Origin of the sequence: Yinghuangia sp. YIM S10712 (assembly GCF_051388935.1) — a bacterium.
GTDB lineage: Bacteria > Actinomycetota > Actinomycetes > Streptomycetales > Streptomycetaceae > Yinghuangia.
Genome location: NZ_JBPKBI010000003.1, coordinates 119656 through 135184, shown reverse-complemented (window position 1 = coordinate 135184; position 15529 = coordinate 119656). Strand labels below are relative to the sequence as shown.

Genomic DNA, 15529 nt, shown 5'->3' with positions numbered 1-15529 from the left:
CGACACACCGCCGCGCTTCCGACGCCGGGACCTCCATCCGGCTTAGCGTGTCCGAGTGAGCAGCAGCGGCCTGATCTACGCAGCGATCGTGGGGGCCTGGGCTGCCTATCTGGTGCCCATGTGGCTCCGTCGGCAGGACGAGCTCAACGAGGGCCGTCATACCGAACGGTTCACCACCGCGATCCGGATCCTGTCCCGGCGCGGCGCGCTCGAACGCCGCTATGCCCGGATGATCGCGAACGGCGACGACGCCGTCTCGCTCGTCGACATGCCCGTTCGCGACGACCAGCCCCCTCCCGACCCCGAGCCCGACTCCCGCCGCGCCGAGAAGGCGCCGCCGGGTCCGGCCGGGCCGGAGTCGGGCGACGCACCTGCCCGCCGCCGTACGGAGGCCTCGCCCGCCCAGGGGCCCCGTGTTCGACAGGTACACGCGTCCGTTGACGACGACGCGGCCCGCCCCGGCCCGCCCGCCGGGGCTTTCGAGCGTTCTCGGGGCGCCGCGGCCGACGCCGCCCGCACGGCCGAGGCCGCCGACCGCCGCCACGACGCCGCGACCGGTCACGGTGCGGCCTCCGCACCCGCCGAGCCCCCCGAAGCCTCCGCCGCCCCGGACGCCGCCGCCGGCGTCGCTCCCGACACCTCGGACAGTTCCGCCATGAACAGACGGGCCACCGACGAGCTCGACAAGGCACCCGCCCGCCCCCGGCGCAGTACGCCCGCCGCCGGTCGGCCCGCTCCCCGCAGCGGCCCGGCGACCCCGAAGCGGACGCTGTCGGCCACCGCCAAGCCGCCCACCGCTCCCAAGCGTTCCGACGGCCGCGCGAAGCTCCTCGCGCGCCGCCGCCGCGTCGTGGTCGGCCTCTTCCTCCTCTTCACCGCGGGCGCCGTGGTCACCGGCATGGCCGGACTCGCGTGGCTGTGGCTGCCGTTGCTGCCCGGCATCGCGCTGACCTGCTACATCGCCCACCTCCGCGGGCAGGAACGCCGACGCTACGAGACCAACCTCCGCAACCGCCTGCGGGGGGCACCCGCGCCGCGACAGGCCTCGCCCCGGCCCGCGCGGGGGGCGGACAACGAGATCCGCCGCCCGGCGGCCCAGGGCGGCGGCGCACCGGCCGCCCGCCGCCGTCCGGCAGACGGCCCGCCGGGGGGCCCGCCGCGCACGCCGGGGCCGTCCCGTACGAGCACCGACCGGCCCGCGAGCCCGGAGCCTCGTGCCCGCGCCGACCGCAGGGCCGCCGAGGAACTCGACCACGCCGAGTGGATCGCCGCGCTGCACGCCGACCCCGCCGACGTCATCGACGACACCGACCGCGACGCCTGGGACCCCGTGCCGGTCCCGCTCCCGACGTACGTGACCGCCCCGGTCGTCCCGCGCGGCGAGCCCGCCGCCCCCGACCGCACGGACCCCGCCCGGCCGGAAGCCGAGCGGCCCGCCCAGACGGCCCCCGAACCCCCGCGCCCCACCCCCCTGTTCGACCAATACGCCGACGATTCCCGCCGCGGCCACCCCTACCCCGACCCCGGCGACCTCTTCGACCAGGACTGGCCCCGCGCCGGCAACGAGTGACCGTGCCCCGCGCCGGGGAAACCCTGGCGCGAGGCACACGGGGAAGGTGGTAATCTCTTCTCTCGTTGGGGCTGTGGCGCAGTCCGGTAGCGCACCTCGTTCGCATCGAGGGGGCCAGGGGTTCAAATCCCCTCAGCTCCACAACAGGCCAGGGGCCTGATCCGAGAAATCGGGTCAGGCCCCTGGTGTTTGTGCGTGTGACGTCGGACGTGTTCGGCCGGAGGGGGCCTGGCTACGGTCGCGTAGGCGTGGTGCCGGGAGTCAACATCGCGTGATACGGCCGACGATGCGGTCAACGTCGACGTGCCGCACCCCCGACCGGCAGCGGTCGGTTCCTGTGTGGCCATCGGCGACAGTTTCACCGAAGGTGTGGGCGATCCGGGGCCTGACGGCAGTTTGCTGGGATGGGCCGACCGGTTCGCGGTGCGGCTAGCGGAGGCGCACTCGGGGCTTCGGTACGCGATCCCAAGCGCCCGGATCTGATGCCGTTGTAGTGCGGGGACGGGGGACGGGATATGGCCTGCGCAACTTCGTTACGCGGCAGCCCTGTTGCCCCCGCCGGGCGCTGCCACGGCGCCCGGCGGATGCTGTCGTCGGGTGGGGCCCGCCGTACGGGCCCGGGTCAGATCCATGTGGTCCACCACATGCGGTCCTGCCAATCCGACATCGGGATCGTGGTCCCGGTGTAGATCGGATAGAAGTACAGGAAGTTCCAGGCGATGAGCACGATGATCGCGACCGCCCCGGCCGCGCCCCATGCCCTGCGGCGGTGGCTCGATCCGGGCGGGCCGAGGATCGCGCCGATCATCATGGCCACGGCGAGGGCGATGAACGGCACGAACACGACCGCGTAGAAGAGGAAGATCGTGCGGTCCTGCTTGAACATCCAGGGGCCGAGTCCGGCTGCCAGGCCGCACAGGATGGCTCCGGCCCGCCAGTCGCGCCGGCCGGCCCACCGGAACAACAGGTAGACGGCGGCGAAGCAGCCTGCCCACCACAGGAACGGCGTGCCGATGCCGAGGACTTCCTGTGCGCACTTCTCGACCTCGCAGCCGGCCTCGCCGCGCGACTTGTTCTCGAAGTAGTACGACACCGGACGGCCGAGGACCATCCAGCTCCACGGGTTCGACTGGTAGACGTGCGGGTCGTCGAGGCCGTTGTGGAACTTCCACATTTCACCGTGGTAGTGCCACAGACTGCGCAGCCCCTCCGGAACCCACGTCATGTCGAACTGCGGGAGGCCGGAGAACTTGATCGGCCCGAATTTGAAGGTGTCCGGCGACAGGCCTTCCTTGCCCGCCGCCCATTGGCGGTTGTAGCCGCCGTCGGTCACGAGCCAGCCCGTCCACGAGCAGACGTAGACGATGAGGGCGACGACGACGATCGAGAGGAAGGCGAACGGCAGGTCGCGGCGCAGCACGGCGGCGTAGACGCGCCAGCCCGCGGCCCCCGCCGCGCGGCGCGTGCCGGCGTCCCAGAACAGCGTCAGCGCGACGAACAGCAGCACCACCGGGACGCCCGACCACTTGGTGCCGCACGCCAGTCCCAGGCAGACGCCCGCGACGATGCGCCATGGCCGTAGTCCGAGTCCCATGCGGAGTGCGTGGTGCGGCGCGATGTCGTCGCGGAGTTTTCGGGCGACGCCCGCGCGTGCGTCGTCGCGGTCGATCAGCAGCGCCCCGAACGCGGCGAGCACCCAGAACATGAGGACCAGGTCGAGCAGCGCGGTGCGGCTCATCACGAAGTGCAGGCCGTCCAACGCCATGAGCAGGCCCGCGATGCAGCCGAGCAGTGTCGAGCGGAACAGGCGTCGGCCGATGCGGCACAGCATGAGCACGGACAGCGTGCCGAGCAGCGCGACCATGAAGCGCCAGCCGAACGGGTTGACGTTGAAAAGCCATTCGCCCAGGCCGATCGTCCACTTTCCGACGGGCGGATGGACGATGTACGAGCCGTCGTGGTTGAGGAACGGCCCCCAGTCACCCTCGGCGAAGAACTTGTTGGCCCGGCCTTCCTCGCCGTGGTCGTCCCAGGTTCCCTCGTAGCCGAGCTTGATGAGGGAGAGGCCGTCCTTGGCGTAGTACGTCTCGTCGAATATCACCTCGTCCGGTTTCCCGAGGTTCCAGAACCGCAGGAAGCCGGCCAGCAGCGTGACGAGGATGCAGGGCAGCCAGCCGCCGCCGGTGTAGGGCGACGAGTCGGTGAACTTCGGGACGAGGCGTTCACGCAGCGAGATGCGCGGGCGTGCCTGGAACGAGAAGCGTGCGAGTGTGCGCGACCAAGCGTCGGGGGGCGTGGTCGTGGTGCCGCCTCCTCCCTCCGGGGAGCGTTTCCGGGTGGGGCTGTCGGTCGCCACGTCGCTCGTCACGCGAGTCATCGTATTGACCGGAAGACGGTGTCGGGCCCGCGACGGGGGAGGATGGCCCCGTGGAAGACGAACTCTGCGGCGTTCTCGTGCTCGCCGGCACCCCGATCGGCGAGGTCGCCGACGCACCTCCGCGCCTTGCCGCCGAACTGGGCTCGGCCGACGTCATCGCGGCCGAGGACACGCGGCGGCTGCGCAGATTGGCGTCGGCCCTCGGCGTCGAGATTCCCGGCCGGGTGGTCTCGTACTTCGAGGGCAACGAGGCGGCGCGCACCGGGGAGCTGGTCCGTGCGCTGCTCGACGGCTCGCGTGTGCTGCTGGTGACCGATGCCGGGATGCCGTCGGTGTCCGACCCCGGCTACCGCCTGGTCGAGGCCGCCGTCGCGGAGGGGATCCGGGTGACCGCGGTGCCCGGCCCGTCGGCGGTGCTGACCGCGCTGGCGCTTTCCGGACTGCCGGTCGACCGCTTCTGCTTCGAGGGCTTCCTGCCGCGCAAGGCCGGCGAACGCGCGTCGCGGTTGCGCGAAGTGGCCGCCGAGCCGCGCACCCTGGTGTTCTTCGAGGCGCCGCACCGGCTGGCCGACGCACTCGCGGCGATGGCCGAGGCGTTCGGCGGTGAGCGGCGCGCGGCGGTGTGCCGCGAACTGACCAAGACCTACGAGGAGGTACGCCGCGGCCCCCTCGCCGATCTGGCTGCGTGGGCCGCCGCCGGAGTCCGCGGCGAGATCACCGTCGTGGTCGCCGGCGCGCCCCCCGCGGGGCCGGCCGACCTCGGCCCCGCGGAGTTGGCGGCGCTGGTGGCGCACCGCGAGAGCGCGGGGCAGGCGCGCAAGGAGGCCATCGCGGCGGTCGCGGCCGAGGCCGGCCGCCCCAAGCGGGACGTCTTCGACGCGGTCGTGGCCGCGAAGAAGGCGGGCGCCGGGGGCTGAGGCCCGGGGACGGGCGACGCCCGCGGAGCCGGCTGCGCGGAAAGAAGCGCGGCGGCAACGTCAAGCGGAGGCAAGGTGTCGGTAGCACAATAGGAGTAATCGGCCCAAGCACGTCCCAAATTGGTCAGTTTTAGCATCAGGGCAGACCAAGGGGACGTAACCACCGGTACGCCGGGCCGTCCCCCGGGCGTTTCCTTGAAGGCATGGGCCAAGGGGGCCACCGAATCATCGGTGGCAGGCCCGCGCGAGGAGGTCGCCATGAACAACACCTCGACCGTTGTGCACGAGGAGTACTCGTTCGTCTGTCTCGGCTGCGGCCACGGCTGGGAGCGCGCGTACGAGATCCACCACGTCACCGACCTGCACGGGGAGCGGGTCTGCCACTACTACGCGGACGGCCGGCGGGTGCCGTCGCCGTTCAGCCGTCCCGGCTGTGAGAACTGCGACGGCCGGCGCCTGCGCATTCTGCGGGCCGGCCGCGTCGCCTCGGCCACCACCCCCGCGGCGCAGCCGGCCCCGCAGCCGACCGTCCCGCCCGCCGGATCCGTCGGCGCCCGCCAGTGGCTGCTGGGGCTGACCCGCCGCTGACCCGACGCTGACCCGCCGACCCGGCAGGGCTGGGCCGCTCCCGGATTTCCGGGGGCGGCCCGTCGCGTGCGGGCCGTAGGATTCCGGCGGCTGCCGAGTTGCCGGGCAGCAGGCCGAACGACACTGACTCGAAGGAAGCGACCAGCGACGATGGCGAAGCGCAGCCGCCGCGACGGCGGGCCCAAGGACAGGACCCCGCCGCCCGCCCCGCCGTCGCTGCGTGTGCCGGTCTGGGACGCGCACACCCATCTCGACCTCCAGGAGGGCGACATCGCCGACGCGCTCGCGGCTGCCGCCTCGGTCGGCGTCTCGACGCTGGTGCAGGTCGGCATCGACGTCCCCTCCTCCCGGTGGGCCGCACAGGCCGCGCTGGACAACCCGCGCATCCACGCGACGGCCGCGCTGCACCCCAACGAGGCTCCCCGGCTCGTGCACGGCGACCCCGACGGGTGGTCCGGGCAGCGCCGCGAGCCCGGCGGCAGGGCCGCGCTCGACGCCGCGCTCGACGAGATCGACCGGCTGGCGGCACTGCCGCAGGTGCGCGGTGTCGGCGAGACCGGGCTCGACTACTTCCGCACCGGGCCCGAGGGCGCCGAGACGCAGCAGGAATCGTTCCGCCGCCACATCGGCATCGCCAAGCGGCACGGCAAGGCGCTGGTGATCCACGATCGCGACGCCCACGACGACGTGCTGCGCATCCTGGCCGAGGAAGGAGCCCCCGACACCGTCGTGTTCCACTGCTTCTCGGGCGACGCGCAGATGGCGAAGACGTGCGCCGAGCGCGGGTACGTCATGTCGTTCGCCGGCAACATGACCTATCCCAGCGCCCAGCCGCTGCGCGACGCGGTCGCGGTGGCGCCGCTGGAACTGCTGCTGGTCGAGACGGACGCGCCGTTCCTCACCCCGGTGCCGCACCGCGGGCGGCCGAACGCTCCGTACCTCGTGCCGGTGACGGTCCGCGCGATGGCCGCGGTGAAGGGCGTCGACGAGGACGAACTGTGCACGGCCCTGGCGGCCAACGCCGAACGCGTCTTCGGGGCGCCGGAGGCCCCCGCGGCACCCTGAGCCGAACCCGAACCGTCTTTCCGGGCACGGCTGATCGCTCGCGCACCCGGCCCGGCGCGGCGTCGTGCGTTGCTCCAAATGCGGTGGGCGGGCGCCCGGTTGGCTCGCTGCCACTGTTACAGTCCCTGCTCGGTTGACTGCTTGCAGGTGACAGGAGCCACCCCTTGAGTCGTTCCGCCGAGCGGAGCCGCCGGCGCGGGAAAACGCCCAGGCGCAGGTTCTCAACGCGCATGCTGGTGCCCCAACTGCTGGTCGTCGCCGCACTGGTGGGCGGCACCACCGCGTTCGTGCACTACGACAAGACGGTCACGGTCGTGGTCGACGGCGAGGCGCACAAGGTCCGGACGTTCGCGTCCAGTGTCGACCAGGTGCTCTCGCGGCAGCAGATCGACGTCGGCGAGCACGACGTCGTGACCCCGGCCGCAAACGCCGAATTGGCCGACGGAGACCATGTTTCCGTGCGCTACGGCCGCCTGGTGAACCTCACCCTCGACGGGCAGCCGCAACACGTGTGGGTGACCGCGACGTCCGTCGGCGAGGCGATGGACCAGCTCGGTGTACGCACGGACGGCGCGCATCTGTCGCTGTCCCGCGACGTGCCGATCGGTCGCGCGGGCGTCGAACTCGACGTACGGACCGAACGCGGCATCACCTTCATGGTCGACGGGCGGCAGATCCCCCTGCGCACCAACGTCGCGACGCTCGGCGAGGCGATGGCGCAGGCCGGGGTCACGCTCGGACCGCAGGACCGGATCAGTGTGCCGAAGGACGCCTATCCCACCGACGGCATGACGGTGTCGATTGTGCGCGTCAGCGGGACGACCGTGGTCAAGGACGAGCGGATCCCCTTCGAGACGGTGGAGGAAGACGACCCCACGGAGTTCGAGGGCACCGAGACCGTCGAGACCAAGGGCGTCCCCGGGATCCGGCGGGTGACCTGGACGTACGAGACGATCGACGGGGTCCGGCAGGATCCGCAGAAGGTGTCCGACGAGGTCGTCAAGGAGCCGGTGACCCAGGTGGTCAAGGTCGGCACGAAGGAGAAGCCGGACTCGGTGGCCGGTGCCGACGACCTCAACTGGACGGCACTCGCGCAGTGCGAGTCCGGCGGTCGGCCCACCGTCGTCGACGGGTCCGGGACCTACCACGGCCTGTACCAGTTCGACGCGCGCACCTGGCAGTCGATGGGCGGCACCGGCGTCGCGAGCGCGGCCCCGGCCGCGGAGCAGACCTACCGCGCCAAGCTGCTCTTCGTGCAAAGGGGATCGAGTCCGTGGCCGATCTGCGGAAGTAAGCTGTACTCGTGAGTGATCGTCCCGCGGGACCCGGTCTCCTCGGTCCCGCGGACATCCGCGAACTGGCCGGAGCGCTCGGCGTCCGCCCCACCAAGCAGCTCGGGCAGAACTTCGTCATCGACGCGAACACCGTGCGGCGCATCGTGCGCACCGCGGAGGTGCGCCCCGACGACACCGTGGTCGAGATCGGCCCGGGGCTCGGTTCGCTCACCCTGGCGCTGCTGGAGGCCGCCGACCGCGTCGTCGCCGTCGAGATCGACCCGGTCCTCGCGCGGCACCTGCCCACCACCGTGGCCGCGCGCATGCCCGAGCGCGCGGACCGGTTCGAGCTGGTGCACGCCGACGCGATGACCGTCACCGAACTGCCTGGTCCGGCCCCCACGGCGCTCGTCGCGAACCTGCCGTACAACGTCTCGGTCCCGGTGCTGCTGCACATGCTCCAGGTCTTCCCGAGCATCGAACGCACGCTGGTGATGGTCCAGTCCGAGGTCGCCGACCGCCTCGCGGCCCGGCCCGGCGGCAAGGTCTACGGCGTGCCGTCGGTCAAGGCGTCCTGGTACGCGGACGTCCGTCGCGCGGGCGCGATCGGCCGCAACGTGTTCTGGCCCGCACCCAACGTCGACTCGGGTCTGGTGTCGCTGATCCGCCGCGAACCGCCCGCCACCACCGCGACGCGCGAGGAAGTATTCGCGGTGGTCGATGCGGCGTTCGCGCAGCGCCGCAAGACGCTGCGCGCGGCCCTGGCCACGTGGGCCGGGTCGCCCGCCGCCGCCGAAGAGGCCCTTGTCGCGGCCGGCGTCGACCCAAAGGCGCGCGGTGAGGCGTTGGACGTCGAGCAGTTCGCCCGGATCGCGGAATGCCGACCCCCGGCGTGAGGCAGCCGTCACGCACCGTACGATCGTCGCGGTCCGAATCCACACCCCAGCCGAACCGACATCCGCAGCCGAGGAGCAGCAGCGCTCGTGACCCCCGTGACCGTCCAGGTGCCCGCAAAGGTGAACCTCCAGCTCGCCGTGGGGGCGGTACGGCCTGACGGCTTCCACGAGCTGGTGTCGGTCTTCCACGCCGTGTCGCTCTTCGACGAGGTCACCGTGGCCCCCGCCGACGCGCTGACCGTCACCGCGGAGGGTGACGGCGCCGACGGGATCCCGCTCGACCGGGACAACCTCGCGGCGCGTGCCGTCGAGCTGCTGGCGGACCGCCTCGGACAGTCGCCGAACGTGCACGTCCACATCCGCAAGGGCATCCCCGTCGCGGGCGGCATGGCCGGCGGCAGCGCCGACGCCGCGGCAACGCTGCTGGCGTGCGACACGATGTGGCGCGGCAACACGCCCCGCGAGATGCTGCGCCGGCTCGGTGCCGAGCTCGGCAGCGACGTGCCGTTCAGCGACCTGGGCGGCACCGCGATCGGCACCGGGCGGGGCGAGCGGCTGGCCGCAGTGGCGTCGGTCGCACGCTTCCACTGGGTCTTCGCGCTCGCCGACGGCGGCCTGTCGACACCGGCCGTCTACCGCGAGTGCGACCGGCTGCGTGAGGAGGCGGGCGACGAGGTCCCGGCACCCGCGCCGCGCGAGGAGCTGATCGCCGCTCTGCGTGCGGGCGACGCCCCCGCGCTGGGCGCCGCGATGACGAACGACCTCCAGGACGCCGCGGTTTCGCTGCGCCCGTCGCTGCGGGACACCCTGCACGCGGGGACCTCCGCCGGAGCACTGGGCGCCCTGGTTTCCGGGTCGGGGCCCACCTGCGCGTTCCTCGCCGCCGACGAGGACGCCGCCACATCGGTCGCGCGGGCCTTGGAGGAGTCCGGCACCTGCCGCACGACCCGGGTCGCGTACGGTCCCGTCGGCGGGGCCCGGGTCCTGCCCCGCCTGTGGAACTCCGAGTCCGGCGCGATGTGACGCCCCGGCCGCGCGGGCCCGGGATTCTCGGGTCCGGGTGTGTTCGGGGGCCCGTAGAATCTGGTGTTTCCCGTCCAGCAAGAAGGTCGTTCCGTGGCGAATCTCGTCAACCTCGAATCCGTCGGCAAGGCGTACGTGATGCGCACGCTGCTCGACGCCGTCTCCCTCGGCGTCGGCGAGGGGGACCGCATCGGCGTCGTGGGCCGCAACGGCGACGGCAAGACCACGCTCATCAAGGTCATGGCGCTGCGCGAGCCCGCCGATTCGGGCCGCGTGACGCACATGTCGGGGCTGAGCCTGGGGTTCCTCAGCCAGCAGGACGACCTGGACCCGGACGCGACCGTGCGGCACGAGATCGTCGGAGACCGGCCCGACCACGACTGGGCGGGCGACGCGCGGATCCGCGATGTCATCGCCGGGCTCTTCGGCGGGCTGGACATGCCCGGTTTCCCGCAGGGCATCGACACCGTCATCGGCCCGCTGTCCGGCGGTGAGCGCCGCCGCATCGCGCTGGCGAAGCTGCTGATCGGCGAGCACGACCTGATCATCCTCGACGAGCCGACGAACCACCTGGACATCGAAGGCATTTCGTGGCTCGCCCGGCACCTCAAGGCCCGCCGGTCGGCGCTCGTCGTGGTCACCCACGACCGCTGGTTCCTCGACGAGGTGTGCACGCGCATGTGGGACGTGCAGGCGGGCCGCGTGCACGACTACGAGGGCGGCTATTCGGCGTACGTCCTGGCCCGCGCGGAACGCGAGCGCATCGCGGCCACCGAGGAGGTCAAGCGGCAGAACCTCGTCCGCAAGGAGCTCGCGTGGCTGCGCCGCGGCGCGCCCGCACGGACGTCGAAGCCGAAGTTCCGCATCGAGGCGGCCAACGAGCTGATCGCCGACGAGCCGCCCGTACGGGACCGGCAGGAACTGATGAGGTTCGCGAACGCCCGCCTCGGCAAGACGGTGTTCGAGCTCCACGACGTCACCGTGCAGGCCGGCCCCAAAACTCTTCTGGAGCACGTGACCTGGCACCTCGGCCCGGGCGACCGGATCGGCCTGGTCGGCGTGAACGGAGCGGGCAAGACGTCGCTCATGCGCGCGATGGCTGCGGCGGCCCGGGAGGAGAAGGCCCCGGCCGCCGGCCGTGTCGTGGTCGGCAAGACCGTGCGCCTGGCCTACCTGTCCCAGGAGGTCGCCGAACTCGACCCGGCCTGGCGGGTGTTGGAGGCCGTGCAGCGCGTGCGCGAGCGCGTCGACCTGGGCAAGGGACGCGAACTCACCGCCGGACAACTGTGCGAGCAGTTCGGCTTCACCGGCGAGAAGCAGTGGACGCCGGTCGGTGACCTGTCCGGTGGCGAGCGCCGTCGCCTGCAACTCCTGCGCCTGCTCATGGACGAGCCCAATGTGCTGTTCCTCGACGAGCCGACCAACGACCTCGACATCGAGACGCTGACCCAGCTCGAAGACCTGTTGGACGGCTGGCCCGGTTCGCTCGTCGTGGTGAGTCACGACCGCTACTTCGTCGAACGCACGACCGACACAGTCTGGGCGCTGCTCGGCGACCGCACCTTGCGCATGCTGCCCGGCGGCGTCGACGAATACCTCGACCGCCGCCAGGCCGCCTTGGAGGCCGCCGTGCCGTCGGCACCGGCCCGGCAGAGGACCGGGGACACCCGTGCGGCGAAGAAGGAACTCCAGAAGATCGAACGCCAGTTGGCGAAATCCGCCGAGCGTGAGGAGAAACTTCACGCCGGTATGGCCGAACACGCCACCGACTTCGAGAAGATCGGCCAACTCGACGCCGAACTGCGGTCCCTCGCCGCCGAACGCGAGGAGCTGGAGACCCGCTGGCTCGAACTCGCCGAACAGGCCGGGGACTGACGGGAGTTTGCGTACCGCCGGTGGCAACTGCCCTGAAAAATAGGGCCAAAGACCAACGCGCGGCGCACTGCCCCCGTAGTCTGAACGGCGGTACCGGTGGGCGCGGCAAAGCCTGCCGGGGTTGTGGGGGCGGGAGGGGCAGTCGCGGTGCGACGCCTCGAACCGGCGGGTGTGGATGGGGATTTCGCCCGCCGGGTCGTGGGGGGTCGATGCCGCACGCGATACCGGGAGCACTCCGCCGACGGTGTCGCGGCCCCTGACTTTGGGGGGCTTGATGGTGGGGTCGGATACCACGTCGGACAAGCTGCGCGCGGGGCTGCGAACCTTGGTCGTGGGGGCCGGGTCGGCGGGCAGCGCACTGGCGAGGGACCTTCTGCGCACACCCGAATTCGGGCTGCGGCCAGTGGGTTTCCTCGACGACGATCCGCACAAGAAGCAAGTACGCGTGGCCGGGCAACCGTGGGAGGAGCCGGGCCGTCCGGAACACCTCCCGGTGCTCGGCCGTCTGGACGAACTGGTGGCGGTGAGCCTCGAACAAGGCGTCGAGGTGGTCGTGCTCGCGATCCCCGGCCTGCCGCCCGAGGACTTCCGCAAGGTCGCCGCCGACGCGTCGGCGGTCGGCGCGAACGTGCGCTATCTGCCGTCGTTCCTCGTCGCGCTGCGCCGCGACGTGGTCGGCAGCGACATGCGCACCCTCGACGTCAACCGGCTGATCGGCCGCCAGGAACTGCACGTCGTGTCCGCGTCGGTCCGCGAGGTCATCGCCGGCCGCCGCGTCCTGGTGACCGGCGCCGGCGGCTCGATCGGCAGCGAACTGTGCCGCCAGGTGCACGGGTTCGGGCCGAGCAAGATGTACATGCTGGACCACGACGAGTCCAACCTGCACCGTCTGCAACTCGACGTTTGGGGCGAGGCGTTGCTCGACGACGACACCCTCGTCATCGCCGACATCCGGGATCGGCCACGCATAGAACAGCTTTTCCGCGACCTCAAGCCGGAAGTCGTCTTCCACGCCGCGGCACACAAGCACCTGCCGCTGCTGGAGAGGCACCCCTGCGAAGCGGTCAAGTCCAACGTGCTCGGCACCGAGAACCTGGTGCGCGCGGCGCTGGACCTCGGAGTGGAGCGCTTCATCCTCATCTCCACCGACAAGGCCGCCGACCCTGTCTCGGTCCTCGGCGCCACCAAGCGACTGGCCGAACTCATCGTCCAGGCCAACACGCAGGCACCCGGCGTCTTCGCGGGGGTGCGCTTCGGCAACGTGCTCGGCAGCCGCGGCTCGCTGCTGTCTGTCCTCGCCGAACAGGTCCGCGTCGGCGGCCCGGTGACGGTCACCCACCCCGACGTGACCCGCTTCTTCATGACCATCGAGGAAGCCGTCGGCCTCGTCCTGGAGGCCGGGCGGATGGCGCAGGGCGGCGAGATCTTCGTCCTGGACATGGGCGACCCGGTGCGCATCGTCGACCTCGTCCACAAGTTCGTCGAACAGGTGAACCAGCCGCAGGTCGAGATCCGCTTCACGGGCCTGCGGCAGGGCGAGAAGCTGCACGAGGCGCTCTTCTCCGCGGTCGAGGAGCGGCTGCCGACCGAGCACCCGCGCGTGTACGCGACCGTCCCTCCCGTCGCGGCGCTCGACGCGGTGGTCCGGCTGCCCGACCTCTACGGAGCAGCGGCGGACAACGACAACGCGGCGGTCCGGGGTCTGCTCACCGAGCTGCTGCCCGGCTACGCCTCGCCCGATTCGGAGGGAGCCGCCGCGTTCGCCGCGCTCTATCCCGACGACTACTGAGCCCCTCCCGGCGCCGGAGCACACCTTCGAAATCCGCCGAGGTAACGTGGCCGGTCGGAGAACCGTCGGACCGTACCCGCGGCAGCGGGACGGCACACGAGAGGCGGAAACGATGATCGACCCGGAGCTGAAGGCCGCACTCGACCACATGCTCGGCGACCCCGAGCACTGGGTGCACGTCGGCACGGTCACCCCCAACGGGGAACCACACGTGACACCCGTGATGTTGGCGTACGACGACGACCACCTCTACCTCAGCCTCACCGGCCGCACCAAGAAGGCCAACCTGGAGAAGAACCCCAAGGTCTGCGTGTCCATCGCCGAGGACGGGGAGATCGCCCACGTCATCGTGTGGGGCGAGGTCGAACTGCGCGAGGACGCCTGGGCGCAGGAGCGCTGGGAGTTCGCGATGCGGCTCATCCTGGGCGACGAGGCGTTCTCGTCCCAGCAGCCTCGGGCACTGTCGCGCGAGGGCACGAGCCTCGGAGTCGTCACGCCGACCCGCTGGCGCGTTTTCGGCCTGGACGGCGGCCCGGGCCGGGTGCCGGGGTATCTCGTCTGAGAACGCCGGGGGTTCGGGAGACAGCGCGCGTGCGTGTGGCGTTCGTCCGCGGCGAAGTCCCTGCGGTTCCTGCCTGCTTCGCGTGCTTTTCCACCCGGTTCGGCGCGACTTGCTCCGGCCCGGCGCGACATGTCGTGCCATGGCGGCGTATGGCGAACGCCCCTCGCGTCCATCCGATCTGCGCACTGCCCAGTGGTGCCCGCGCGGTTCGTCGCGGCGCAGGCACTAGGCTCGGCCGAGCAGACCCTTGTGCCCGAATCACCTAGGAGACGCTGTGCCGTCCATCGACGTCGTTCACGCGCGCGAGATTCTCGACTCCCGCGGCAACCCCACGGTGGAGGTCGAGGTCGTCCTCGACGACGGCAGCCAGGGCCGGGCCGCAGTGCCGTCGGGCGCCTCGACCGGTGCCTTCGAGGCGATCGAACTGCGGGACGGTGACGCGTCGCGGTACGGCGGCAAGGGCGTCGAGAAGGCCGTGCTCGCGGTCATCGAGCAGATCCAGACCGAGGTCGTCGGCATCGAGGCCGACGAGCAGCGCATCGTCGACCAGACGATGATCGACCTGGACGCCACCGCCGACAAGTCCAACCTCGGCGCGAACGCGATGCTGGGCGTCTCTCTCGCTGTCGCGCACGCCGCCGCGGAGGCCGCGCAACTGCCGCTGTTCCGCTACCTGGGCGGGCCGAACGCGCACGTGCTGCCGGTCCCGATGATGAACATCCTCAACGGCGGTGCCCACGCGGACACCAACGTCGACATCCAGGAGTTCATGATCGCGCCGATCGGCGCGGACACCTTCGGCGACGCCCTGCGCTGGGGCACCGAGGTCTACCACGCGCTCAAGTCGGTCCTGAAGGGCCGCGGCCTGGCCACCAGCATCGGTGACGAGGGCGGCTTCGCCCCCGACCTGCCGAGCAACCGCGACGCGCTCGACCTGATCCTCGAAGCCGTGGGCAAGGCGGGCTTCGAGCCGGGCCGGGACATCGCCCTCGCGCTCGACGTCGCGGCGACCGAGTTCTACAAGGACGGCTCGTACACCTTCGAGGGCGCGTCGAAGTCGGCGGGCGAGATGGCGGCGTACTACGCGGAGTTGGTCGCGGCGTACCCGCTGGTGTCGATCGAGGACCCGATGAACGAGGAGGACTGGGCGGGCTGGCAGGAGCTCACCGCCACCCTCGGCGGCAAGGTCCAGCTCGTCGGCGACGACCTGTTCGTCACCAATCCGGAGCGCCTGCGCCGGGGCATCGACTCCGCGACGGCCAACGCGCTTTTGGTGAAGGTCAACCAGATCGGCACGCTCACCGAGACCCTCGATGCCGTGTCGCTCGCCCACCGCAACGGCTACCGGTGCATGATGAGTCACCGTTCGGGCGAGACGGAGGACACCACGATCGCGGACCTGGCCGTCGCCACCAACTGCGGCCAGATCAAGACCGGTGCCCCGGCCCGCTCCGAGCGTGTGGCCAAGTACAACCAGTTGCTGCGTATCGAGGAAGTCCTCGACGAGGCGGCGGTCTACGCCGGCCGCGGCGCGTTCCCCCGCTTCAAGGCCGACGCCTGACACATCGTCAGACCGGCCGCGCGGGACGTCCG

12 protein-coding genes and 1 tRNA gene are annotated in these 15529 nt (G+C 71.6%); 12 read left to right on the top strand and 1 reads right to left on the bottom strand.

The annotated features are described in order from the left end of the window. The first annotated feature begins 55 nt into the window (after positions 1-55). Both ACRX5W_RS09980 and ACRX5W_RS09975 read left to right on the top strand, forming a co-directional pair. Complete coding sequence (locus ACRX5W_RS09980; protein ID WP_436787655.1) at positions 56-1570, top strand: hypothetical protein; 1515 nt, start codon at positions 56-58, stop codon at positions 1568-1570. 67 nt (positions 1571-1637) lie between these two features. Next, positions 1638-1711, top strand: a tRNA-Ala gene (locus ACRX5W_RS09975). A 481-nt stretch (positions 1712-2192) separates the two neighbouring features. Here the strand turns inward: ACRX5W_RS09975 and ACRX5W_RS09970 are convergent. Beyond that, the gene (locus ACRX5W_RS09970) at positions 2193-3947 is read right to left on the bottom strand and encodes a dolichyl-phosphate-mannose--protein mannosyltransferase (RefSeq protein ID WP_436787654.1); all 1755 of its coding nucleotides are present in this window, start codon (positions 3945-3947) and stop codon (positions 2193-2195) included. 50 nt (positions 3948-3997) lie between these two features. Between ACRX5W_RS09970 and rsmI the strand changes: the two genes are divergently transcribed. The 10 genes from rsmI to eno all read left to right on the top strand — a co-directional run bounded on the left by rsmI (position 3998) and on the right by eno (position 15497). Next, entirely contained in the window at positions 3998-4864 is an 867-nt protein-coding gene (rsmI, locus tag ACRX5W_RS09965) for a 16S rRNA (cytidine(1402)-2'-O)-methyltransferase (RefSeq protein ID WP_436787653.1), read from the top strand. A gap of 258 nt (positions 4865-5122) precedes the next feature. Further along, positions 5123-5452, top strand: coding sequence for a hypothetical protein (locus ACRX5W_RS09960; RefSeq protein ID WP_436787652.1), 330 nt, complete (start codon positions 5123-5125; stop codon positions 5450-5452). 150 nt (positions 5453-5602) lie between these two features. Next, on the top strand, positions 5603-6517 hold the full coding sequence (locus tag ACRX5W_RS09955; RefSeq protein ID WP_436787651.1) for a TatD family hydrolase: 915 nt from the start codon (positions 5603-5605) through the stop codon (positions 6515-6517). Positions 6518-6747: 230 nt separating this feature from the next. Continuing rightward, a complete protein-coding gene (locus tag ACRX5W_RS09950) occupies positions 6748-7824 on the top strand; it encodes a ubiquitin-like domain-containing protein (protein ID WP_436787650.1) in 1077 nt (358 codons plus the stop codon). After that, complete coding sequence (rsmA, locus tag ACRX5W_RS09945) at positions 7821-8687, top strand: 16S rRNA (adenine(1518)-N(6)/adenine(1519)-N(6))-dimethyltransferase RsmA (protein ID WP_436787649.1); 867 nt, start codon at positions 7821-7823, stop codon at positions 8685-8687. Before ACRX5W_RS09950 ends, rsmA begins: the two co-directional genes overlap by 4 nt. Before the next feature lie 87 nt (positions 8688-8774). Further along, entirely contained in the window at positions 8775-9710 is a 936-nt protein-coding gene (locus ACRX5W_RS09940) for a 4-(cytidine 5'-diphospho)-2-C-methyl-D-erythritol kinase (protein ID WP_436787648.1), read from the top strand. 138 nt (positions 9711-9848) lie between these two features. Continuing rightward, positions 9849-11585, top strand: a complete 1737-nt coding sequence (locus ACRX5W_RS09935; protein ID WP_436788029.1) for an ABC-F family ATP-binding cassette domain-containing protein — start codon at positions 9849-9851, stop codon at positions 11583-11585. 274 nt (positions 11586-11859) lie between these two features. Beyond that, positions 11860-13374, top strand: coding sequence for a polysaccharide biosynthesis protein (locus tag ACRX5W_RS09930; RefSeq protein WP_436787647.1), 1515 nt, complete (start codon positions 11860-11862; stop codon positions 13372-13374). A 112-nt stretch (positions 13375-13486) separates the two neighbouring features. Then, positions 13487-13936, top strand: a complete 450-nt coding sequence (locus ACRX5W_RS09925; RefSeq protein WP_436787646.1) for a pyridoxamine 5'-phosphate oxidase family protein — start codon at positions 13487-13489, stop codon at positions 13934-13936. Between the two features lie 274 nt (positions 13937-14210). Beyond that, positions 14211-15497: a phosphopyruvate hydratase gene (gene eno, locus ACRX5W_RS09920; protein WP_436787645.1), complete on the top strand. Its 1287-nt coding sequence runs from the start codon at positions 14211-14213 to the stop codon at positions 15495-15497. Positions 15498-15529 lie beyond the last annotated feature (32 nt).

Bases quoted from the DNA above. Each gene is read 5' to 3' on its own strand.
- ACRX5W_RS09955 (WP_436787651.1), top strand. From the start codon at position 5,603: ATGGCGAAGCGCAGCCGCCGCGACGGCGGGCCCAAGGACAGGACCCCG.
- ACRX5W_RS09930 (WP_436787647.1), top strand. From the start codon at position 11,860: ATGGTGGGGTCGGATACCACGTCGGACAAGCTGCGCGCGGGGCTGCGA.
- ACRX5W_RS09960 (WP_436787652.1), top strand. From the start codon at position 5,123: ATGAACAACACCTCGACCGTTGTGCACGAGGAGTACTCGTTCGTCTGT.
- ACRX5W_RS09970 (WP_436787654.1), bottom strand. From the start codon at position 3,947: ATGACTCGCGTGACGAGCGACGTGGCGACCGACAGCCCCACCCGGAAA.
- ACRX5W_RS09925 (WP_436787646.1), top strand. From the start codon at position 13,487: ATGATCGACCCGGAGCTGAAGGCCGCACTCGACCACATGCTCGGCGAC.
- ACRX5W_RS09950 (WP_436787650.1), top strand. From the start codon at position 6,748: ATGCTGGTGCCCCAACTGCTGGTCGTCGCCGCACTGGTGGGCGGCACC.
- ACRX5W_RS09935 (WP_436788029.1), top strand. From the start codon at position 9,849: ATGCGCACGCTGCTCGACGCCGTCTCCCTCGGCGTCGGCGAGGGGGAC.